The organism is Bradyrhizobium yuanmingense (assembly GCF_025200905.1).
Taxonomy (GTDB): domain Bacteria; phylum Pseudomonadota; class Alphaproteobacteria; order Rhizobiales; family Xanthobacteraceae; genus Bradyrhizobium; species Bradyrhizobium yuanmingense.
The window spans coordinates 954,205-974,156 of the sequence record NZ_CP104173.1; the positions used below are offsets into that span (position 1 = coordinate 954,205).

The window sequence follows — 19,952 nt, forward strand, 5'->3', positions numbered from 1 at the left end:
TTTCTCCAATCTCGCATGCCGTCGGGCAGACGGGATGAGCAGCAAATACGACGTGCTGGTGATCGGCGGCGGCAATGCGGCGCTATGCGCGGCGATAGCAGCACGTCGCGCCGGCGCCTCCGTGCTGGTGCTCGAAGGCGCGCCAAAATTCTATCGCGGCGGCAACACCCGCCACACCCGCAACATGCGCTGCGCCCATGATGCCCCCACCGAGATCCTGACTGGACCCTATACAGAGGAAGAGTTCTGGGAAGATCTCTTGCGCGTCACGGGCGGACAGACCGATGAGGTGCTGGCGCGTCACATGATTCGGGAGTCCAAGGACATCCTGAACTGGATCGTAGAACAGGGTGTGCGCTGGCAGCCCTCGCTCGGCGGCACGCTGAGCCTCGGCCGCACCAACTCCTTCTTCCTGGGCGGCGGGCGGGCGATGCTGAACGCGCTTTATCTCACCGCGGAGCGGCTCGGTGTCGACGTTGAATACGACGCCGAGGTGATCGATCTCGTGATCGAGGACGGCATGTTCCTCGCCGCGCGCCTCAAGCGGCCGGTCAGGGGTGAGACCGAGATCCGCGCGACGTCATTGGTTGCCGCCGCCGGCGGGTTCGAGGCCAACATCGAATGGCTGAAGCAATATTGGGGCGAGGCCGCCGACAACTTCCTGATCCGCGGCACGCCCTATAACCGCGGCTCGATCCTGAAGATGCTGCTCGACAAGGGCGTGCAGGAGGTCGGCGATCCCACGCAGTGTCATGCGGTCGCGATCGATGCCCGCGCGCCGAAATTCGACGGCGGCATCATCACGCGGCACGACTCCGTGGTGTTCGGCATCGTCGTCAACAAGCATGCCCAGCGCTTCTACGACGAGGGCGAGGACCTCTGGCCGAAGCGGTACGCGATCTGGGGCCGGCTGGTCGCGGCGCAGCCCGACCAGATCGCCTATATCATCTTCGACTCCACCGTGGTCACCAGCTTCATGCCGACGTTGTTTCCGCCGATCGCCGGGCAGACGATCGCCGAACTCGCCGGCAAGCTCGCGCTCGATCCGGTCGTGTTGGAGAAGACTATGACCGAGTTCAACGCGGCAGTGCGGCCCGGGACCTTCGACCACACCATTCTGGATGATTGCGTGACGGAAGGCATCACGCCGCCCAAGACGCATTGGGCGCGCCGGATCGAGACGCCGCCTTTTCTCGCTTATCCGGTGCGGCCCGGCATCACCTTCACCTATCTCGGCACGCGCGTGAACAAAGAGGCGCGAATGCTGATGAAGGACGGCAAGCCCTCCACCAACATGTTCGCCGCCGGCGAGATCATGGCCGGCAATGTGCTTGGCAAGGGCTATGCGGCCGGCATGGGCATGACCATCGGCAGCGTGTTCGGGCGGATCGCAGGACGGGAAGCGGCGAAACATGCACGGAACTAGAATTCTCGACGAAGCCGACCGTCTGATGACGGTCTGCAATTCCTGCCGCTATTGCGAGGGCCTGTGCGCGGTGTTTCCGGCCATGGAGATGCGGCGCGCCTTCTCCGACGGCGATCTCAACTATCTCGCCAATCTCTGCCATTCCTGCGGCGCCTGCTACGTCGACTGCCAGTTCTCGCCGCCGCACGAATTCAACGTCAACGTCCCGAAGACGTTGGCGGTTGCGCGCGCGGAGTCCTATGCGGCCTATGCCTGGCCGCGGCCGCTATCCGGCGCCTTCGCGCGCAACGGCCTCGTCATCAGCCTCACCGCCGCGCTCAGCATGGCGGCATTCATTTTCGGCTTCGTCGCCCTGAACGACCGCAGCGTGCTGTTCGGCGTGCATACCGGCCCCGGCGCCTTCTACAAGCTGATGCCGCACAATGCGATGGTCGCGCTGTTCGGCGCCGCATTCCTCTACGCGATCCTTGCCCTTGTCATGAGCGTGCGTGCCTTCTGGCGCGACATCAGCCCGCCGATCGGCGACCGCGCCGACGGCGGCTCGATCTTTCAGGCGATCCGCGACGCCGGTGAGCTGCGCTATCTCCATGGCGGCGGCGTCGGCTGCTACAATGAGGACGACAAGCCGACCGACCGGCGCAAGCTATATCACCACCTGACCTTCTACGGCTTCCTCCTATGCTTTGCAGCGACCTCGGTGGCGACGCTCTATCATTATCTGCTCGGCCGCGAGGCGCCGTATCCGTGGTGGGACCTGCCCGTGGTGCTCGGCACGCTCGGCGGCGTCGGCCTGATCGTCGGGCCCATCGGCCTGTTCGCGGCCAAGATGCGGCGCGATCCCGCGCTGCTCGACGAATACAGCTACGGCATGGACGTCGGTTTCATCGCCATGCTGTTCCTGACCGGCCTCACCGGAATGCTGCTGCTGGTGCTGCGCGAGACTGCCGCGATGGGCCCGTTGCTGGCGCTGCATCTCGGCGCGGTGTTCGCATTGTTCATCACTATGCCCTACGGCAAGTTCATGCACGGCATCTATCGCTTTGCCGCGCTGGTGCGCTACGCGCAGGAGCGGCGGACGGCGGCGTGACCCCGCGCCGCCCGTCTCGCAACCTCTTACGCGACCTCGCGCTCGGGCGGGGATCCCTGCTCGCGGGCCATCGTCGTGGCCGTGACATAGTCGGTCTTGCCGGTGCCGAGCAACGGCACCTTGTCGACCACCATGATCGCAGCGGGCACGGTCAGCTCGGAGGCGCCGATCGCCTTGGCCTGGGCCTGCATCGCGCTGCGCTCGGCGTTCTTCTCGGTCGTCAGCAGCACGATGCGCTCGCCCTTGCGCTGGTCGGGGATCGACACGGCGATCGATGCGGCCTGCGGCCACAACGCCGTCGCAATGGCTTCGACCGCCGACAGCGAGACCATTTCGCCCGCGATCTTGGCAAAGCGCTTGGCGCGGCCCTTGATGGTGATGAAGCCGGCCGCGTCGATCGAAACGATGTCGCCGGTGTCGTGCCAGCCGTCGGGGAGCTTTTCGAGCACGCCGGGATTTTCGGCCCTGAGGTAGCCGAGCATCACGTTCGGGCCGCGCACCGAGAGGCGTCCGCCTTCCTCGATGCCGGGGACCGGATCGAGGCGGCTTTCCATCAGCGGCGAGAGACGGCCGACGGTGCCGGGGCGGTTGGCCATCGGCGTGTTCATCGCCAGCACCGGCGCCGTCTCGGTGACGCCGTAGCCTTCGAGGATGCGAATGCCGTAGCGCTCCATGAAGACCTGCCGCGTGCGGTCCTTGACCGCCTCGGCGCCGGCGATAACGAGGCGCAGGGTGCGGAAGTCGTAAGCGTGCGCCGAGCGCGCATAGCCGGTCAGGAACGTATCCGTGCCGAACAGGATCGTAGCGCCGGTCTGGTAGATCAGCTCGGGCACGATCCGGTAGTGCAGCGGCGAGGGATACATGTAGATCGGAATGCCCGCCAGCATCGGCATCATCATTCCGCCCGTGAGTCCAAACGAGTGGAACACCGGCAACACGTTGAACACCTTGTCGTTGGCATTGGCATCGACCCGCGCCAGCGCCTGCGCCGCGTTGGCGAGGATGTTGCGGTGGGACAGCACCACGCCCTTGGGCGTACCTTCCGAGCCCGACGTGAACAGCACGACGGCGGGATCGTTGGCCTGGCGGGGCACGCGCGGCGTCGTGCCCGCGAGCAGGCCCTTGATCTTGTCGGCGATGCCGATCGAGGCGCGGACGTCCTCGAGATAGACGACGCGTGCCTCCGCGGAGATCGCAGTCATCAGCTTGTCGAGCTTGCCTTTCTCGATGAAGGCCTTCGACGTCAGCACGGTCTTGACCTGCGCGGCCTTCATGGCGGCGAGCACGTTGACCGGACCGGCCGAGAAATTGAGCATCGCCGGCACCCGGCCGCTGTTCTGCAGCGCCATGAAGACGACGGCGACGCCCGCGGAGTTCGGCAGCAGCACGCCGACATTCTCGCCGGTTGCGGTGCCGTTCTCGAGCTTGCGGCTCAGGACCTGCGCGCCGAGGATCAGCTTGCGATAAGTCAGCTTGGTGCCGAGCGCGTCCTCGATGATGACCTTGCCGGTGTCGCGGTCGCGATAGGCGTGTCCGAGGGCTTCGAACAGCGTGTGATCGAGCATGGCGTTCTTGACGAGGGCGTCGATCATGACGTCCTGCAGCGCGGCGCCGGCGGCGTTGCGGCGGGCCTTGCCCTTCAGCGTTTCGTCGACCGGAAGCTTGACCGGCGGTAGGATCGTCACCGTCACGCGCGGAAACCAGGACCGCTTGATCTGGCTGGAGTTGAGATAGCTGAGATAGGAGCGCTGCGCACCTTCGATCCGGACCGGCACGACCACGGCGTCGGCCTTGTCCGCGATCATCGCGGTGCCGTCATACACCTTCATCAGCGAGCCGGAGACGGTGATGCGTCCCTCAGGGAAGATCACGACAGGCTCGCCCGCCGCCACCAGCTTGATCAGGTCGCGCGCAGCCAGCGGCTTGGTCGGGTCCATAGTGTAGTGCTTGATCGCGCGCAGGAACGGCTTGGCCCACCAGGCCTTGGCGATGCCGGTGTCGACCGCAAAGCTCGCGTCGATCGGCAGCACGGCGTGCAGCAGCGGGCCGTCGATCAGGCTGACATGGTTCGGCGCGATCAGCATGCGCGTGCCGGGAGGCGGCAGGTTTTCCAGCCCGCGCACCTCGGTACGGAACAGGGCGCGGAACAGAAGCCCGCCAGCATCGCGCACGCCTTCCTTGCCCCACTTGGTCAGCACGAACCACACCGCGCCGAAGCTGGCGACGCCGAGGCCGAAGAAGATCCAGCCGATATGCAGACCTGCCGCCTGCAACAGCGCGACGAACAGCGAGCCGACCACCATGAAGGCGGCCTGCAGCACGTTGCCGGCGGCGATGATGCGGGCGCGCTCGGAAGGTTGCGACCAGGCCTGGACCGCGGCAAAGGACGGAACGACGAACAGGCCGCCGCCGAAGGCGAAGGCGACGAAGTCGGCCAGCATGCGCAGGCCACCGAACGAAGTCGCGAAGCCGAGCGCAGTGATCTCGTGCCCCTTTGCGGTGACGCCGATGGCCCAGGCGAGATCGAGGCCGGCAAAGCCCATGATGATGGCGCCGATCGGCACCAGCGCGAGGTTCGGGCGAACGTGGCTGAGGCTGGCGGCAAACAGCGAGCCGATGGCGATGCCGATCGCGAAGATGGCAAGGCACAGCGTCACGACGCCCTCGGTGCCGCCGACGACTTCCTTGATCAGCGCCGGCAGCAGCGACAGCACGATGGCGCCGACCAGCCAGAACCAGGAGACGATCACGGTGCCGTCCCAGAGGCGATGGTCGGCACGAAGCGTCCTGAGCAGGCTCACCGTCGACGTCCAGGGATTGGCGTCGACGGGCAGCTCAGGCGCGGAGGGCGTCGTCTGCGGAATGCGGGACGCGAACGCCCAGGACAACACGGCCAGCACGACCACGGCGGATGCGACCCAGCCCATATGCGCGGAGCCGGCGACGAACTGGCCGCCCGCGACGGTACCGAGCAGGATCGCCATGAAGGTCGCGCCTTCGACCAGCGCGTTGCCGGTCGCGAGTTCGCCGAGCTCGAGCTGGTCCGGCAGCATCGCGTATTTCACCGGGCCGAACAGCGCGGCGATGGTACCGAACAGTGCGAGCGCTGCGAACAAGAGCGGCACCGAATGCAGGAAGAAGCCGGCAGCGGCGAAGCAGGCTGCAAAGATCTCGACGAATTTGAGCCGCCTTGCGACGACGGATTTGACGTATTTGTCGGCGAGCTGGCCGCCGAGCCCGGACAGGATGAAGTAGGGGAAGATGAAGACGGCGCCTGCCACCGTCACCAGCGCATCGCCGTGGCTCGTTGCCGCGCTGTAGAGCAGGATGATGACGAGCGCATTCTTGAGCACGTTGTCATTGAGCGCCGAGAAGAATTGCGCCCAGAACAGCGGCGCAAAGCGGCGTGACGACATCAATTCCCTGATCATGACTGGTCCTGTTTTGGCAAGGCAGACTGAGGTTGTTACGTTGTCTGTGAAACGTCACGACCGGAAGCATAGGGCGAACGATTGCGCGGCAACGAAGTTGCTGGCCTGCTCTGTCCCCTCGGTTCCTCCGATCCTGTTGGTCTCCAATCGGCATCGTTAGGTTCGCAAATATCCGGTCGAGGCCGGGCGGAGCGGCCTCGCTCGCCCGGATATGGCGCCGGGCGATGAAGGAAAGACTGAACCGCATCGTCGAAATCCGCCGGATCGGCCACGCCCGTCCGGACATGGTTAAGTCCATCCTTGCAGCCGGCGCTTGCATTCGAGCCGACCCGCGTGCGCGCCTCAGGTGAGATGGGCGAGGTGGCGAAACGGCGAGAAGCGGCCGAGCAGGCTGAACCGGCGGCCCTCGTGACGGGCACGGGCACGGCTCGCCCGCCACATCCGAAGAGTCGCCCGGCGTTCGGCGAGCACACCGGCAACGTCGCAGGCGTTGGCGATGCGATTGACCGGGGCCATGGCCAGCCGCAGCAGGGCCCGGCCAAAGCCGGCGACGAGGGCGGCGGCGTCATCGACGAAGGTGGTGGCGATATCGACAGCAAGGGTTTGCATTTTCCAGGTCTCCGGGTTAGATTGAACAATGTTCACATGAGTAGCTTGAAAATGAACAATGTTCAAGAAGAATCGCTGCGCGACCAGAAAAAATTTCGGCGCCGGCTCCAGATCGTCGAAATTGCCCGCGGCATCATCTCAGCTAAGGGGCTGAGATCATTGAAGGTTCGGGATGTTGCCGAGGCGGCCGGCTGCTCGGTCGGCAGCGTCTATAACGAGTTTGGCGACTTCGACGGGGTCATTCTGACGGTGAACCGGGAAACGGTTCAGGCGCTCACGGCCCGGCTCCGTGCTGTTCCCGCCGAGGATCCGGTCCGCCAGCTTTATGGGCTCGCCGAGACTTATCTCGACTTCTTCGCCGCACACGCCAATTTGCTGCGTTCCCTGTTCGAGCATCGGATGGAGGACGATCGCCCCTATCCGGACGACATCCTCCAGATGGTGATGGATGCGTTCGCGCTGATGCATCCGCCCCTGGTGCGGCTATTGCCGGATGCGGACGACGTGAAGATTGCGCTGCTGTCGCGCACGCTGTTTTCCGCCGTGCATGGCATCATCTCGCTCGGCCTCGAGGAGCGCATGGTGGCCGTGCCGTCGCAGATGCTGCGCCAGCAGATCGAACAATTCGTCGACACCCATCTCGCAGGACTTGGAATTCCGCCCCTGCGGTGACGATGCCATTACCCTCGTGCAGCGACCGCTTCGCGCGGGCGTGGCGCAACGACGACAACGTCCGATCGCCCGTTCTCGACCTGAACGCGGTTGCGGCCCTTTTCCTTGGCGCGGTAGCAGGCCGCATCCGCGCGTCGCATCGCATCCTCGAGCGTGATGTTGCCGTCGGCGATGCAGGCGACGCCGATGCTGGCGGTCACGGCAAAGCAACGGTCGTCCCAGGTGAAATTGAACAGCTCCAGCGACCGGCGCAGACGCTCGGCGATGTCGACAGCATCGAAGGGCGAGCATCGCGGCAGGATCAGGCCGAATTCGTCGCCGCCGAGCCGGGCCACCAGATCATGCGCATGCCGGTCCTGCTGCAGCAGGCGCGAGACCTGGCAGAGCAGGCGGTCGCCGGCGAGGTGGCCGCAACTGTCGTTGACGCTCTTGAACTGGTCGAGGTCGAGCAGGATGAGGGCGAGCGCACCCGCTGCGGCATTGTCCAACTCGGCTTGCAGGCGCGCCTCGAAGGCGCGGCGGTTGGAGAGGCCGGTCAACCAATCATGCGATGCCTGCCAGGCCAGGCGCTCCTTCTCGGCATGCAAGGCGTCTTCGAAGGTCTGCCGTTGCCGCACCAGGCGCCGCGTATGCCAGATCAGGAGCAGGATCAGCGCCGCGGCCGTGAGCATGTTGATGCCCGTCAGCGTCAGCTTGATCGCCCGGGATCCTTCGCCGAGGACGGTGGAGAATTGCTTGGCGTGCACCGTGAACTGGGCATTGAGCTCCGATAGCCGCGACGACAGGAATTGCAGGCGGTCGTCGTCCTGAATGGGACCTTTCTTCAGCTCGGATCGGATGACCTCGCCGAACACGCTGAGCTCCAGCAGCATGGGATCGGTGGCGGCCCATTCCCTGATCGCGTCCTGGAGGAAGCTGACGCGATTGAAATAGCGAAACAGCCAGATCAGTCCCGGGACGTCATCGGGATGGTTGCCGCCTTGGAGAAAGCCGACGCGGGCGGCCTCGACGTCGACCGGATCGCGTTCCAGCGCCCAGCGCGCGAACTCGTCGCCGATGGGGACGGCGAGTGAAGCCTGATATTGCGCGAACTGGCTCGGTTCGCCCGAATGCAGATAGAGATTGAGGAAGTAGACCGCGTTCTTCTGCGAGCGCGACCAGAGTGCTTCGCCGGCGACATAGGCGCGGACCGACGACATCACCTCGAGACTGAATCCGGCGATCGCCGCCTGCAGCACGACGACCATCACGAAAGGCGAGACGAGCTTGATGACGTGAAGGAGGTTGCCGCCCTCCGCCGACGCCGCTGTTCTGCGAAACACACCAGTCCCCAAGTCGATCGACGCGCCCGGCAGGGGCGTTGCGCCTGCAACGCAAAGTAGACGAGATGGTTGCTTAACTGGACCTGAAAAGTGCGAGGGATTGTGACGGAGGGTGAAGGTAATGTGACGTGGATGCGCGCAGATCGTTTCAAATGCCGCGAAATCGGAGCTGATGTGATATCGCGAACCAATGCCTTGTCATTGCGAGCGCAGCGAAGCAATCCAGCCTGCCTCCGCGGCATCATTCTGGATTGCTTCGTCGCAAGAGCTCTTCGCAATGACGACGTAGCGGCGGACGGGCGCTACACGCTCTCCGTGGACGTGTGTCCTACACCAGCACCGGCTTGCGTACGCGACCGGCGTCGCCGAACACGCGCAGATAACGCTCGATTTCCGAGGGCAGGCCGGTCGCCTTCTCCGGATTGTCGGAGAGCTTGACGGCCGGACGGCCGTCGACTGATGAGACCTTGCAGACCAGCGAGATCGGATCGAGGCTGATCGAGCCGTCCGGCGTGCAGCCGACGAAATCGTTGGTGAGGTTGGTGCCCCAGCCAAAGGAGAGCCGCACGCGCCCTGCGAAGTGGCGATAGGTGTCCTCGATCGAGCCGACGTCCATCGCGTCGGAGAAGACGAGCAGCTTGTCCTTGGGGTTGCGACCCTGCTTCTGCCACCAGGCGATGATCTCCTCGCCGGCCTGGATCGGCGGCGCGCTGTCGGGGCGGAAGCCGGTCCAATCGGCGACCCATTCCGGTGCATCGCGGAGGAAGGTTCTGGTACCGAAGGCGTCGGGCAACGCGATCAGGAGGTTGCCGCCGTAAGTCTGACGCCACTGGTCGAGAATGCGGTAAGGCGCCCAGCGCAATTCCTCGTCGTCCCTGGCGAGCGCGGCCGCGACCATCGGCAGCTCATGCGCGTTGGTGCCGATGGCTTCGAGATCGTTGTCCATCGCGAGCAGCACGTTGGAGGTGCCGATGAAGGACGATCCCAGGCCTTCCTTCACCGCCTCGACGCACCAGCGTTGCCACAGGAAGCCGTGACGGCGGCGGGTGCCGAAGTCGGACAGCCGCAGATTCTCGAGCTTGCGCAGCCGCTCCACCTTGGTCCAAAGCTTGGCCTTGGCACGGGCGTAGAGCACGTCGAGCTCGAAGCGGCCGCGGCCCTTCATGGCCGCACGCGAACGCAGCTCGTTGAGGATCGCAAGCGCCGGAATCTCCCACATCGTGGTGTGGGTCCAGGGCCCGTGGAAATGCAGCTCGTACTGGCCCTCGACCTTGCGCAGCTCGTATTCGGGAAGGCGGAATTCCGCCAGCCAGCGGATGAAATCCGCCGAGAACATATGGGTCTTGCCGTAGAAGGTGTTGCCGGCCAGCCAGATCAGCTCCTTCTTGGTGAAGCGGATGGTGCGGGCATGGTCGAGCTGGGCGCGCAGCTCGCCCTCGTCGATGATCTCGGCAAGGCGCACATGGCGCGAGCGGTTGATGACCGAGAAGGTCACATTCTGACTCGGGTAATCCTCCCGAATCATCTGCAACATCAATAGTTTGTAGAAGTCGGTATCGAGCAGGCTGCGGATAATGGGATCCAGCCGCCAGCTGTGATTGTAGGTCCGGTTCGCAATGTCAGTCACTGTCATGGGGGGATTTTAGCGCGGCTCCCCCTGCGCAACCAGTGGGTTTGGGAAGGGCAGTCTTGCGGAGCGCGGCGCCTGCTATCAGGGCATGAGAACGGCAGGTCAGAACGTGGCGGCCGTCGCCGCGACGGCCTCGAGTTGGCTCCTGACCCAGCGGTGGGCCGGGTCCTTCTGGTAGCGCTGGTGCCAGACCATGAACATCGGCAGCTCGGCCAGGGTCTTCGTGCGCGACGCCAGCGGGATCGGTGTTTGCGTAAAGCCACGCATTACGCCGGACGCGAGCAGGCTCGGCATGCTCGCCAGCATCTGTGAGCCGCGCAGGAACGACGGCACGCCGGAGAAGCTCGGCACGGAGATCGCGATGTCGCGGTGGAGCCCGTTCGCTGCCAGCCGGCGGTCGAAGTCGAGCCGCTCATTGTCGGTATAGACCACGGTGATGTGACGCGCCGCGAGATAAGCGCTGCGGCTGGCCGGCGCTGCGCGCGCTTTGGGATCGTAGTAGCAGACGTAGTGATCCCTCAGCAGCCGCTTCTGCACGATGTCGACGCCGGACGGCGGCAGCGGCGTGATCAGGAGGTCGCAGCGGTTTTCGCGCAGCATCGCGGGCGAGGGCGATTGCGAGGGGATCACGCGCAAATTCAGGCCCTTCACTTGTGCGGCGACGTGATCGAAGAACCGCGGCAGCAGCAGGTCGCGCTGGAAATCGTTGGCCGCGATCGTCAACGACAGCTGTGCGCGGGGCGGCTCAAAGCTGACGCCCCCGGCGAAGCTGCGCATCTCGTCGATCAGCGCGCGTGCCTTGCCGGCCAGTGCCTGCGCATGGGCCGTCGCAACGATGCCACGGCCGGACTTGGCGAACAGCGGATCGCCGGCGATCCGCCGCAGCTTGTTCAACCCGTGGCTGACGGCAGACTGGGTGAGGCCGAGCCGCGTCGCTGCCGCCGTCACCGAGCCTTCCTCCAGCACCGCCAGGAACAGCTCGAGGGCATGGCCGTCGAGGGCCAAATGATCGATTTCCTTCATGCAATTCATTATAATTCATCTATTTATCTTGAGAATAGGCTGGCTCATGCTCTTCCGATAAGCCGCCCGACCCCGGGCTCCCAGGGAGAGACAACGCCGATGAATGCCCAGGCGCCAGCCTTGCGGGATCCCCGCCTTAATCGTCCCGAGCCCTTGACGCCGCCGCTCGGCGACGGCGGCTTCTTCCAGCGCGACCGCGCGATCCATCCGCCGGCGCATGCGCCAGGCTACAAGTCCTCGGTGCTGCGCTCGCCGCGCCAGTCGCTGCTGTCCTTGGAGAACTCGATCTCGGAGATCACGGGGCCGGTGTTCGGCCACAACGATCTCGGCCCGCTCGACAATGATTTGATCCGCAACTACGCCAAGGACGGCGATCCCGTCGGCGAGCGCATCATCGTCCACGGCCGCGTGCTGGACGAGACCGGCCGGGGCGTTCCGAACACGCTGGTCGAGTTCTGGCAGGCCAATGCCGGCGGCCGCTACCGGCACAAGAAGGACACCTATCTGGCGCCGATCGATCCCAATTTCGGCGGCTGCGGCCGCGCGCTCACCGACGACACCGGCTACTATTACTTCCGCACCGTGAAGCCGGGCCCCTATCCCTGGCGCAACTACGTCAACAGCTGGCGCCCCGCCCACATCCACTTCTCGGTGTTCGGCTCGGGCTTTGCGCAGCGGCTGATCACGCAGATGTATTTCGAAGGCGATCCGCTGATCCCGGTCTGCCCGATCCTGACGACGATCCCGGACAAGGACGCGCTCGACCGCCTCGTGGCGCCGCTCGACCTCAACGCCTCGACGCCGTTCGACTCGCTCGCTTACCGCTTCGACATCGTGCTGCGCGGCCAGCGCTCCACCTATTTCGAAAACCGTACCGCGGGGAATTAGAGCCCATGCCGCAGCCGCTCAATTATCTCAAGGAAACCGCCTCGCAGACCGCCGGGCCCTACGTCCATATCGGCCTGATCCCGGCCATGGCCGGCTTCGACATCTTCGAGAAGAACTTCTCCAACGTGCTGGTGAGCCCGAACACCAAAGGCGAGCGCATCACGCTGGAGGGCAAGGTGCTCGACGGCATCGGCACGCCGCTGCGCGACGTGCTGCTGGAGATCTGGCAGGCGAATGCGGCCGGCCGCTACAACCACCCCGCCGATCGCTCCGCCGGCGCGCCGGATGACGAGTTTCGCGGCTGGGGCCGCGCCGGCTCCGACTTCGACAGCGGCCTCGTCACTTTCGAGACCATCAAGCCGGGTGCGATCACCGAGAGGACGGGGCGCAAATGCGCGCCGCACGTCAACGTCTGGATCGTCGCGCGCGGCATCAATATCGGCCTCAACACGCGGCTCTATTTCTCGGACGAAGAGGCGGCAAACGCCGCCGATCCCGTGCTCAACCTCATCGAGCAGCCGGTGCGCCGCAAGACATTGATCGCAACCCGCAGCGAGCGCGCCGGCAAGATCGTGTATTCCTTCACGATCAATCTGCAGGGGCCGGAGGAGACGGTGTTCTTCGACGTGTGAGGTGTCGGGCCGCCGTCCTTCGATCATTCCACCCGGTCGTCGCGCCTGATCGTTCCGCGCGCGAGGAAGTGCGGTGGCTGCCGCATTTCGCGCGATATCGGTCGATCGGGTGGATCGCGCCCCACTTTTGGTTTCAACTCCACCAGATCGATGAATATGTCCGCCTGCCGGCGCAGGTCGTCGGCGATCATGGGCGGCTGAGTGGAGAGCGTGGAGACGACGGTCACGCGGACGCCGCGGCGTTGCAAGGCTTCGACCAGCGAACGGAAATCCCCATCGCCCGAGCACAACACGATCTGATCGACGTGCTGGGCAAGCTCCATCGCGCTTACGGCGAGGTCCACATCCATGCTGCCCTTCACCTTGCGGCGGCCGGTAGCGGGGTCGACGAACTCCTTGGCGAGTTTGGTGACGACGGTGAAGCCGTTGTAGTCGAGCCAATCGATCAAGGGGCGGATCGACGAATATTCCTGATCCTCGATGATGGTCGTGTAGTAGAAGGCCCGTAACAGCGTAGCTCGGCTTTGAAATTCACTGAGCAGGCGTCTGTAGTCGATCTCGAAGCCGAGCGCCTTGGCGGTGGCATGGAAATTGGAGCCGTCGATAAAGAGCGCGCTCTTCCCAAGCGAAGACATTATGCACAACTCCCCAGGTTCGGCACGAAAGCCGACCGTCCAGCCGAAATGGCGCGGCGTATCGGCGGGAATAACTGAAGGCGCCGATGGCTTTGCTGAAAAGGCGGCGCAGACGACCGGACAGGGGTGGCCGCCTTGCGCCGAGGTTAGGGAGGTTCCATGCCACCAGCGCCAGGGCGCCGAATGCTGTGACGCTAGGGCGAGGGCGTGTCCCGCTCAATTGTACGGAGGTAAAGCGCCTCTATCCAAAGGATGGGGCGCTATATACGAAGGTAAGTGGCAACGAGAGACATCGCGGATCCCAGGCGCGTCGATCAGACGTGCCCTGATCCTTTGTCCGGTGGTTCAGCCTTCGCCGCCATGGAGCCGGGCGCGAAAGGCGCGCGGTGAGACCCCCGTGGCGGCGGCGTAGACCCGGCTGAAATAGGCGGGGTCCTCGAAGCCGAGGGCGTAGGCGATGGTCGAGACCGGCAGGTTGGTGTAGACGAGGTTGCGCCGCGCCTCCCGGATCAGTCGGTTGAGGATCAGATGCGAGGCGGTGTCGCCGGTCGCCGCCCGCGTGATCCGGTTGAGATGCGTCGGTGTCACCGACAGCGCCTCGGCATAGTCGGCGACGCTCCAGCGCTCCAGATGATGCTGCTCCAGCAGCGCCTCGAAGCGGCGGAACAACCCGCTTTCCGCGGTGCCGTTGCCGCCGCTCTCGCCCGTGAGCGCGCGGGCCACGAGCCCGATCATGGCCGACGACAAGGCGCGGAGCACATGCGCACGGCCGAAGTCGCGCGCGGCGTGCTCGGCGAAAATCTGCTTCATCGTGGCGCGGATCTGCGGCGTGCCGCGCACCACCGCCGACCGCGACAGCGCACCGCGCAGGCCCTCGGCGGCGAGCAGCGCTTCGTCGAGGATCTCCGCGGCGATGGTCAACACCCAGCCTTGCGTGTCGGGCTCGAAGCGGAAGCCGTGGACGTGGCCGACCGGCACGTTGACGATCTGCATCGGCCTCAGCGGCACCACGCGCCCGTCGAGCGTCGCCTCGCCGCCGCCGCGCTCGATCAGCAGCACCTGGTGCAGCCGGGCATGGCGGTGCACGGCCAGCGTCCAGTCGTGCAGCACCGAACGCGAGGCGATCGTCTCGCAATGCACGACATCGGGCAGATCGCCGGACTCGCCGAACAGATTGTAGACCCGGATGGCCGGGGCGGGGGCCGCGCTTCTCATGTTCGAATAGTACAAGACAAAGGCGAAACCCTCCATCGGCTTGCGCCTTAACGTATGCAAAAAAATGCCGACGGGAGGACGCAAAAATGAAAGTTCAGGTCTGTATCATCGGCGGCGGGCCGTCCGGGCTGTTGCTGTCCCAGCTCCTGCACCTCAAGGGCATCGACACCATCGTGCTGGAGAAATACAGCCGCGACCACGTGCTGGCCCGGATCCGCGCCGGCGTGCTCGAGCACGGCTTTGCGAAGCTGATGCGCGAAGCGCAATGCGGCGAGCGGATGGACCGCGAGGGCGAGATCCACAACGGGTTCGAGATCGCCCATGACGGCGTGCTCTCCCACATCGACCTGCACAAGCATTCCGGCGGCAATTCGGTCCTGGTCTACGGCCAGACCGAGCTGACGCGCGACCTCTACGAGGCACGCGACCGGGCCGGCGGCAAGGTCGTGCACAATGCCGAGGACGTCACGCCGCACGATCTGACGTCGGATCGGCCCTATGTGACGTATCGCTCGAACGGGCAGACGCTCCGCGTCGATTGCGACTACATCGTCGGCGCCGACGGCTTCCATGGCGTCAGCCGCAAGTCGATCCCGAAGGACGTGCTGCGCGAATATGAGAAGGTCTATCCGTTCGGCTGGCTCGGTGTGCTGTCGCGCACGAAACCGGTATCGCCCGAGCTGATCTACGTGAAGCACGAGCGCGGCTTTGCGCTGTGCTCGCTGCGCTCGCAGGTGCTGAGCCGCTACTACATCCAGGTGCCTTTGACCGACAAGGTGGAGGATTGGAGCGACGACGCGTTCTGGGCCGAGCTGAAGCGCCGCCTGCCGGACGAGGTCGCCGGCCGTCTGATCACGGGTCCGTCGATCGAGAAGAGCATCGCGCCCTTGCGCAGCTTCGTCGCCGAGCCGATGAGCTATGGCCGCCTGTTCCTCGCCGGCGATGCCGCGCACATCGTGCCGCCGACCGGTGCGCGCGGATTGAACAGCGCCGCGTCCGACATCTACTATCTTTATCACGCGCTGCTCGCGCATTATCAGAGCGGCGACGATGCCGGTCTCAAGGGCTATTCCGCCAAGGCGCTCGCGCGAATCTGGAAGGCACAACGCTTCTCCTGGTGGATGACGATGATGCTGCACCGCTTCCCCGACCGGATCGAATATGAGGATCGTCTGCAGCAGACGGAGCTCGACTACCTGCTCTCGTCCGAGACGGCGCAGCGTCTGCTTGCGGAGAATTATACGGGGCTGCCGTTTTAGGCGATCTAACCCTCCCCTGGAGGGCCCTCCAGGGGAGGGTAAGAAGCCGCTACTTTCCTTCCAGCGTATTGACCGGAATCCAGTCCGGCGGCGGCGGAGTCTGCGTCAGTACGTTCGCACGCTTGGCGAACCGGGCTGACGCAGGATCGATCTTCGCGACGCCCCCGAACGCGTCGGCCGCCTTGGCAAACTCCCGTGCCCGCCAGCACGCCAGCCCTTCCGCATAGGCTGCGGCGACCTTGGCCTGCTCGGCGCTTTCCGCGCCGGTTTCCGCCAGCGGCTCGAACACCCTGATCGCCTCGCCGCGGCCCTGCACCCTGATCGCATCGAGCTCGCGCCAGGCGAAGCTATCGCCGGTCTGCGCCATCGTGGTTTCCGAGGCCATGATCGCCGTGCCGTAATATTTGTTGGCGCCTTCGAGCCGCGAGGCGACGTTCACGGTGTCGCTCATCACGGTGTAGTTGAAGCGGCGGCGCGAGCCGATGTTGCCGACCACGGCTTCGCCGCTGTTGAGCCCGATACGGTGCGACAGGCCGTGACCGGCGAAGGCGGGATGGCCTTCATTGAGCTCGGCCAGCGTCTCGTGGCACTTCAGCGCGGCCCGCACCGCATTGCGCGCGTGGGCGGGATCGTCAGCCGGGGCGCCGAACATGGCGACGATGGAATCGCCGATATATTTGTCGACGTAACCGCCATGGCCTTCGATGATGTCGGTCATGGCGGACAGATATTCGTTCATCAGCGTCACCAGCTCGACCGGCGTCATCGTCTCGGCGATCGACGAGAATCCGCTTAGGTCGGAGAAGAACATGGTGACGTTGCGCATCTCGCCGCCGAGCGCCGGCATCTTGCCGGAGGCCACCATGGTCTCGATCACCTCGGGCGCGAGGTAAAAGGCAAAGCTCTTGCGCAGGAAGCGCTCGTCGCGGTCGGCCAGCACGAAGCGATAGCCGATCATGATCGCGAGCGCGGCAAGGCTGGCGAGCGCCGGCTCGGTCAGCGGCAGCGCCAAGGCATGGACGAATGCTCCGACGGCAACGACCGCGTAGGCGATGGTGAGGCCGAGCCAGGCGATCAGGGCGCCACTCGGCGCAAACACGCCGGCCGCGCAGGCGATGACGGCCGCGAACGCGATCGTGAGAAGGGTGCGCGAGGGAAAGCCGAGCTCGGTCACGGCATCGCGCTCGATCAGGTTTCGGACCGCAGCGGCGTGCACGAACACACCGGCGACGTCGCTGCGGGGCTTTTGCGCGGTGCCGGCGGCCGCGGGCAGGGCACATCGCGCCGACGGCGTTCCGTCATAGCCGCCGGACAGGCGCATCGAGGTGAGCTTGCGGTCCTCGAAGTTGAGGACGGTCCCGAGCAGCACGACCTTGCCCTCGAAGGCGCGCCGGAAGAAATCGCGGTCGTCTTTTTCGACGCAGGCGCGCAGATCGGCAAAGGAGAAGGTCGGAACGTCGCGACTGAGGTCGCGGAAGTTGAGCGTCAGCGTGTTCGGTACAGTGCTCGGGATTGCGTAGCCGGACAGCCCAGCCGCGCCGGATGGCGCCATCTCGACCTTCGCGCCGAGCGCGCGGGCGGCGAGCTCGGCCGCCATTGTGGGCACCGGCTTGCCCTCGATCGAGAAGCTGAGCGGCATCCGCCGGATGACATCGTCGGCGTCGGTGTGGACATTGAGCGCGCGGACGTTGTTTCGCACCGCCAGCCGCTGCGCACGGTAGGGCATTTCCGGATGGTCGTTGCTCAGGATCTCGCCGAGCACGAGCTTGCCGTTGTCGGAGATCTGCCGCAGCGCGATCAGATAGTCCCGGTCAAATCCGCGCATGCGGGCGCCGAGCGGCGCGTCGCCAAAGGGAATCTCGGATTGCTCGATCGAGTTCTTGAAGATGACGTCGAAGCCGATCACCTTGGCGCCGCCGTCGCTGATACTGCCGAGCACCCGGCCGATCTCGCGCGTCCAGGTCTGCGTCGGCGATCCCTTGAAGGGCGGGGTCTCGTAGGTTTCGCCGTCGATCGCCACGACGACGACCGGCGACGTCGCGGGATCGCGGCGCTCGCCGACAACTTTCCCACGCAGTGCGGTGAGGATGTCGAGCGAGAGGCCTTGCAGTGTCTGCAGCGGCGGGGACGTGAAGATCGCGCCCGCAAGGAGCGCGATCAGGATTGCCGCAACGATGTCCCGTCCCCCGATCCGCCGCATCGCCCCGTCGCCAACTCCGCTTATTCGAGTCCGCCTATTCGAGCCGCAGCAGGCGGCCGATGATCGGGGTCGGCGAGGAGGTGGCGCTGGCGTCGATCTGGAAGGTGTAGCGTTTGGCACCGAGAATGGCGAGGTAGCTGCCGCCCGGGGTCAGTGTCTTTCCGGCCTTGGCGAAATCATAGAACTTGCCGCCGCCGGTCATGGCGTCGCGCTTGAGCGGCACGCTGATCGTGGGCTCCTTGCCGTCGGTGCGCTCGATCACCAGCGTGCCGCCGGCTTTGGCCTGCACCAGTGGCGAGACGCCGTAGAGCGTCGGCAGCTTGGCCGGTCCGCCCTTGGCGTCCGAGCGCACGGTGCGGAAGGTCGTTGCGGCGCTCTGGTTCGCCTCGCGCTCGGACAGTTTTGCCGCATTGGTATCGCAGGGCACCTTTTCCCGCTTGACCTCGCCCAGCTGCACGGTGCTCTGCTCGGCGCCGACCAGGACGACACCTTCGCTGATGGTCTCGCGCTGGCAGGATTTCAGGTAGCTGAGCGTGATGCTGGCCTTTGGTCCGAGCTTGATGATCTTGCCTGGCGCCACGTAATCCATGAACGCGATTCCGTCGACCTTGCCCTGGACGTCCTCGACGATCGCAGCGGGAGTCTCCGCCCAAGCGGGGGCCGCAAGGCAGAATGCGCCGACACAGGCGCCGATCAGGCTTTTCATGGGAATTCTCATCCAATTCGACGATGCTCTGGTGCCCGTCCTGGTTCGATGCCTAGCAGCAGGGCGCCGGGGCAAGTGTGACCAGAATCACTCTCAGGTCTTGGTGCCACTTTAGCAGGAACAGGTTCAAACCGGCGACCGGAGAAAAATGGTGCCGCGGCAAGATGTTGGCGGATCGATCGGGTCAGGCGGTCGGGACGCGGGATGGCGCGCGCCTGACGAGCTCGCTGCTGCACGCTCTATATCGGGAGCGGGAGGGGCCGCGGCGCCCGGCAAAGGAATTGTCCGCTGACCGCCGGCGATCTCGACCACCTCGTCCCAGCGCAACAGGAAAGCCTCGACGCAGCCAGGATCGAACTGTCGCCCGGCGTTCTCGACCAGGTAGCCGCGCGCGGCCTCGAGCGGCATTGGCTCCTTGTACGGCCGTCGCGTCGCGTCGAAGTCGTGGAAACGGCTGACGACGGCATCGAATTGTTTTGACGTCGCCGCCGCCGCGTGCGGCCGCAGAAATTTAACGGATTGATTTTGCAGGGCGTTAACCGTGGCGGAATGCTCGTCGTGTCGGTCATTGTCGCGCCTCAAGCTTCGTTGCAAATACACGTGGAAATTACGGGTGGATGTTTCCATGCTGAAAGAGGGCAAATACGCGGCGTGGTTCAGAACAGCGCACGCGCAAGGCACCGGCATCGTGCATCTGGCCCAGGGACGGATCTCGGGCAGCGACAGCTTCTTCAATTATGGCGGCTCCTATCAGTTCGACAACGACCGGCATTTCACGGCCGTCCTGACCACACGGCGACATGCCGACGGGCCGCCGACCGTGTTCGGGCTGGACGAGGTCGAGGTCGAGCTCTCCGGCGTTTATAGCGGGGCGATGGCGACCTGTTCGGGAACGGCCCGCCAAGCGCCCGACGTGAGATTCGAAGCGACGCTGATCTACAGCCAGGAAGAGGCGCCGGCTCCTGACCCCCGGGGCGCGGTCGTGAAGCTCAAGGCCGACAAGCTGCCCAAGAGGCTCGACAGTCGTTCACGGCCGCGGCATCCGTTCACGACGGGCGCGCCCAAGTGACAGTGGATCGGCAACAAGCTGCGCCAGTCCACCCGGCTCACGTCTGCGCCGCGCTTAGGATTGCGTTGACGTTGTTGGCTCGAATTCGCGCTGCAGAAACTCCGCCTTCAGAAGCGAGAGCTATCTAGTCTGCGATAGATCAAGCGTG

The 19,952-nt window shown here is 65.0% G+C and carries 16 protein-coding genes; 7 read left to right on the forward strand and 9 right to left on the reverse strand.

Annotated elements, in window-relative coordinates; all coding sequences use genetic code 11:
• Positions 1-34 precede the first annotated feature (34 nt).
• Positions 35-1,426, forward strand: coding sequence for an FAD-dependent tricarballylate dehydrogenase TcuA (tcuA, locus tag N2605_RS04590; protein ID WP_260345934.1), 1,392 nt, complete (start codon positions 35-37; stop codon positions 1,424-1,426).
• The gene (gene tcuB, locus N2605_RS04595) at positions 1,413-2,513 is read left to right on the forward strand and encodes a tricarballylate utilization 4Fe-4S protein TcuB (RefSeq protein ID WP_225146973.1); all 1,101 of its coding nucleotides are present in this window, start codon (positions 1,413-1,415) and stop codon (positions 2,511-2,513) included. The genes tcuA and tcuB overlap by 14 nt, the downstream gene beginning before the upstream one ends.
• 26 nt (positions 2,514-2,539) lie before the next feature.
• Here tcuB and N2605_RS04600 read toward each other — a convergent pair whose 3' ends face one another.
• On the reverse strand, positions 2,540-5,944 hold the full coding sequence (locus N2605_RS04600) for an acyl-[ACP]--phospholipid O-acyltransferase (RefSeq protein WP_260345935.1): 3,405 nt from the start codon (positions 5,942-5,944) through the stop codon (positions 2,540-2,542).
• A 660-nt stretch (positions 5,945-6,604) separates the two neighbouring features.
• On the opposite strand from N2605_RS04600, the gene N2605_RS04605 reads away from it, so the two are divergent.
• Positions 6,605-7,225: a TetR/AcrR family transcriptional regulator gene (locus N2605_RS04605; RefSeq protein ID WP_225147065.1), complete on the forward strand. Its 621-nt coding sequence runs from the start codon at positions 6,605-6,607 to the stop codon at positions 7,223-7,225.
• A gap of 8 nt (positions 7,226-7,233) precedes the next feature.
• Here N2605_RS04605 and N2605_RS04610 read toward each other — a convergent pair whose 3' ends face one another.
• The 3 genes from N2605_RS04610 to N2605_RS04620 form a co-directional block, all read right to left on the reverse strand.
• A complete protein-coding gene (locus N2605_RS04610; RefSeq protein ID WP_260345936.1) occupies positions 7,234-8,547 on the reverse strand; it encodes a GGDEF domain-containing protein in 1,314 nt (437 codons plus the stop codon).
• 328 nt (positions 8,548-8,875) lie between these two features.
• Entirely contained in the window at positions 8,876-10,180 is a 1,305-nt protein-coding gene (gene pncB, locus N2605_RS04615) for a nicotinate phosphoribosyltransferase (protein WP_225148885.1), read from the reverse strand.
• Positions 10,181-10,279: 99 nt separating this feature from the next.
• Positions 10,280-11,209: a LysR family transcriptional regulator gene (locus N2605_RS04620; protein WP_036026598.1), complete on the reverse strand. Its 930-nt coding sequence runs from the start codon at positions 11,207-11,209 to the stop codon at positions 10,280-10,282.
• 90 nt (positions 11,210-11,299) lie between these two features.
• Here N2605_RS04620 and pcaH point away from each other — a divergent pair, with 90 nt between their 5' ends.
• Entirely contained in the window at positions 11,300-12,088 is a 789-nt protein-coding gene (gene pcaH, locus N2605_RS04625) for a protocatechuate 3,4-dioxygenase subunit beta (protein WP_036026596.1), read from the forward strand.
• Positions 12,089-12,093: 5 nt separating this feature from the next.
• Positions 12,094-12,720 (forward strand): protocatechuate 3,4-dioxygenase subunit alpha, encoded by a 627-nt coding sequence (gene pcaG, locus N2605_RS04630; RefSeq protein ID WP_260345938.1) that lies wholly within the window; start codon positions 12,094-12,096, stop codon positions 12,718-12,720.
• A 23-nt stretch (positions 12,721-12,743) separates the two neighbouring features.
• Here the strand turns inward: pcaG and N2605_RS04635 are convergent, their stop codons facing one another.
• Entirely contained in the window at positions 12,744-13,355 is a 612-nt protein-coding gene (locus N2605_RS04635) for a LabA-like NYN domain-containing protein (RefSeq protein WP_260345941.1), read from the reverse strand.
• Positions 13,356-13,700: 345 nt separating this feature from the next.
• Positions 13,701-14,606 carry a helix-turn-helix domain-containing protein gene (locus N2605_RS04640; RefSeq protein ID WP_109145101.1) on the reverse strand — a complete coding sequence of 302 codons (906 nt, stop codon included), beginning with the start codon at positions 14,604-14,606 and terminating at the stop codon, positions 13,701-13,703.
• A 50-nt stretch (positions 14,607-14,656) separates the two neighbouring features.
• Here N2605_RS04640 and pobA point away from each other — a divergent pair, with 50 nt between their 5' ends.
• Complete coding sequence (pobA, locus tag N2605_RS04645; RefSeq protein WP_036026588.1) at positions 14,657-15,829, forward strand: 4-hydroxybenzoate 3-monooxygenase; 1,173 nt, start codon at positions 14,657-14,659, stop codon at positions 15,827-15,829.
• Between the two features lie 49 nt (positions 15,830-15,878).
• Here the strand turns inward: pobA and N2605_RS04650 are convergent, their stop codons facing one another.
• The 3 genes from N2605_RS04650 to N2605_RS36450 form a co-directional block, all read right to left on the reverse strand.
• Complete coding sequence (locus tag N2605_RS04650; protein WP_260345943.1) at positions 15,879-18,029, reverse strand: adenylate/guanylate cyclase domain-containing protein; 2,151 nt, start codon at positions 18,027-18,029, stop codon at positions 15,879-15,881.
• Positions 18,030-18,063: 34 nt separating this feature from the next.
• On the reverse strand, positions 18,064-18,735 hold the full coding sequence (locus N2605_RS04655) for a hypothetical protein (RefSeq protein WP_036035538.1): 672 nt from the start codon (positions 18,733-18,735) through the stop codon (positions 18,064-18,066).
• Positions 18,736-18,861: 126 nt separating this feature from the next.
• On the reverse strand, positions 18,862-19,362 hold the full coding sequence (locus tag N2605_RS36450; RefSeq protein WP_425248834.1) for a hypothetical protein: 501 nt from the start codon (positions 19,360-19,362) through the stop codon (positions 18,862-18,864).
• On the opposite strand from N2605_RS36450, the gene N2605_RS04665 reads away from it, so the two are divergent.
• Entirely contained in the window at positions 19,361-19,804 is a 444-nt protein-coding gene (locus N2605_RS04665; protein ID WP_036011297.1) for a hypothetical protein, read from the forward strand. The genes N2605_RS36450 and N2605_RS04665 overlap by 2 nt on opposite strands.
• Positions 19,805-19,952 lie beyond the last annotated feature (148 nt).

What these genes read in the sequence shown, in the direction of transcription:
- N2605_RS04605 (WP_225147065.1), top strand. Translation starts at nt 6,605, where the DNA reads ATGAACAATGTTCAAGAAGAATCGCTGCGCGACCAGAAAAAATTTCGG.
- N2605_RS36450 (WP_425248834.1), bottom strand. Translation starts at nt 19,362, where the DNA reads ATGGAAACATCCACCCGTAATTTCCACGTGTATTTGCAACGAAGCTTG.
- N2605_RS04650 (WP_260345943.1), bottom strand. Translation starts at nt 18,029, where the DNA reads ATGCGGCGGATCGGGGGACGGGACATCGTTGCGGCAATCCTGATCGCG.
- N2605_RS04640 (WP_109145101.1), bottom strand. Translation starts at nt 14,606, where the DNA reads ATGGAGGGTTTCGCCTTTGTCTTGTACTATTCGAACATGAGAAGCGCG.
- tcuA (WP_260345934.1), top strand. Translation starts at nt 35, where the DNA reads ATGAGCAGCAAATACGACGTGCTGGTGATCGGCGGCGGCAATGCGGCG.
- N2605_RS04600 (WP_260345935.1), bottom strand. Translation starts at nt 5,944, where the DNA reads ATGATCAGGGAATTGATGTCGTCACGCCGCTTTGCGCCGCTGTTCTGG.
- pncB (WP_225148885.1), bottom strand. Translation starts at nt 10,180, where the DNA reads ATGACAGTGACTGACATTGCGAACCGGACCTACAATCACAGCTGGCGG.
- N2605_RS04620 (WP_036026598.1), bottom strand. Translation starts at nt 11,209, where the DNA reads ATGAATTGCATGAAGGAAATCGATCATTTGGCCCTCGACGGCCATGCC.
- pcaG (WP_260345938.1), top strand. Translation starts at nt 12,094, where the DNA reads ATGCCGCAGCCGCTCAATTATCTCAAGGAAACCGCCTCGCAGACCGCC.
- N2605_RS04655 (WP_036035538.1), bottom strand. Translation starts at nt 18,735, where the DNA reads ATGAAAAGCCTGATCGGCGCCTGTGTCGGCGCATTCTGCCTTGCGGCC.
- pcaH (WP_036026596.1), top strand. Translation starts at nt 11,300, where the DNA reads ATGAATGCCCAGGCGCCAGCCTTGCGGGATCCCCGCCTTAATCGTCCC.
- N2605_RS04635 (WP_260345941.1), bottom strand. Translation starts at nt 13,355, where the DNA reads ATGTCTTCGCTTGGGAAGAGCGCGCTCTTTATCGACGGCTCCAATTTC.
- N2605_RS04665 (WP_036011297.1), top strand. Translation starts at nt 19,361, where the DNA reads ATGCTGAAAGAGGGCAAATACGCGGCGTGGTTCAGAACAGCGCACGCG.
- tcuB (WP_225146973.1), top strand. Translation starts at nt 1,413, where the DNA reads ATGCACGGAACTAGAATTCTCGACGAAGCCGACCGTCTGATGACGGTC.
- pobA (WP_036026588.1), top strand. Translation starts at nt 14,657, where the DNA reads ATGAAAGTTCAGGTCTGTATCATCGGCGGCGGGCCGTCCGGGCTGTTG.